2 protein-coding genes are annotated in these 1,105 nt (G+C 37.8%); both read right to left on the bottom strand.

Features of this window, described 5'->3' with window-relative positions:
* Nucleotides 1-510, bottom strand: a 510-nt coding sequence (locus CQA66_RS09075) for a restriction endonuclease subunit S (RefSeq protein ID WP_147289236.1), incomplete at its 3' end; no start/stop codon positions are given.
* Between the two features lie 47 nt (nucleotides 511-557).
* A partial coding sequence (locus tag CQA66_RS09070; RefSeq protein ID WP_147289235.1) for a restriction endonuclease subunit S occupies nucleotides 558-1,105 on the bottom strand: 548 nt, incomplete at its 5' end.

Raw genomic sequence — 1,105 nt, 5'->3', positions numbered from 1 at the left:
TGCTTGTAACTCTGCTTGTAACTCTGCTTGTAACTGCGTGAAAGTGTCGAGGATTTCTACGATTTTGTTTTGCACTTCTAGGGGTGGAATGGGGATAGGGAGAGATGTTATTTTATCTTTTGAAAGAGCTGGGATTCCTGCTCCATATTGAGAGGTCATTAAAAAAGTTTGTTTAGTTTTCAGTATATAGTAAAGAAATTTATACAGTATGCTTCTATGTTCGTTTTCAATAACATAGCAATGTGCCCCAGCCCAAAATGGTGTAAGGATAAAATTTACATACCCAGCACTTGCTCCACCTTGTGAAATAGTTATACGATTTGCCTTGAAATTGCTTTCATTCCAGAATCCAGATGGATTAATTCCACCATTCATAACAGGAAATTTACCACTTTCCAGTAATTCAGTTTTGTTAAGTTGTTGCCCTTTCAATACTTCGCACACTTCCCCTAAAGGCTTAAACTCTACTTCTTCATATTTCAGGAATTCTAAAAGTTCTTTAATTTGCATAGCTTGCCCCTAATGAGAATGAAAACACAATGATAATATAGAATCTCTTAGGGATTTGTATGTTGAGATTCTATATTGTGAGATTCTTCGGTCGTGCTTTGCAAGACTTCAGAACGACAATTTGAATGAGATTCTTCGGCTAAAGCCTCAGAATGACAAACATTAACCTTGTCATGTTGAGCTTGCATAGCAAGCGAAACATCTCTTTTGACTTGTTGAGATTCTTCAGTCGTGCTTTGCAAGACTTCAGAACGACAATTTGAATGAGATTCTTCGGCTAAAGCCTCAGAATGACAAAACTCTCGTAGGGTAGCCACAAAGCACACATCAGTAGCCCAAAAAGGTTTTTCTTGCCACGCTACATACCCAGCACTTCCAGCCCTTGCAATGGTGATGCCCTGAATGAAATTATAATCCTTAAAGTATCCTGTTGGCACTACACCGCCACCTATAACGGGATATTTTTCATTTTCGCTCATCATAGATTTTATGATTCTGTCCCCAGCTCTCAAATAGCAAATTTCTTGCAAAGGCTTAAACTCTACTTCTTCATATTTCAGGAATTCTAAAAGTTCTTTAATTTGCATAGCTTGCC

It is taken from the genome of Helicobacter aurati, assembly GCF_003364265.1.
In the GTDB taxonomy this organism is placed as follows: Bacteria; Campylobacterota; Campylobacteria; order Campylobacterales; family Helicobacteraceae; genus Helicobacter_A; species Helicobacter_A aurati.
The sequence above is the reverse complement of the archived record's forward strand: the minus strand, read 5'-3'. Positions and strand labels throughout refer to the sequence as shown.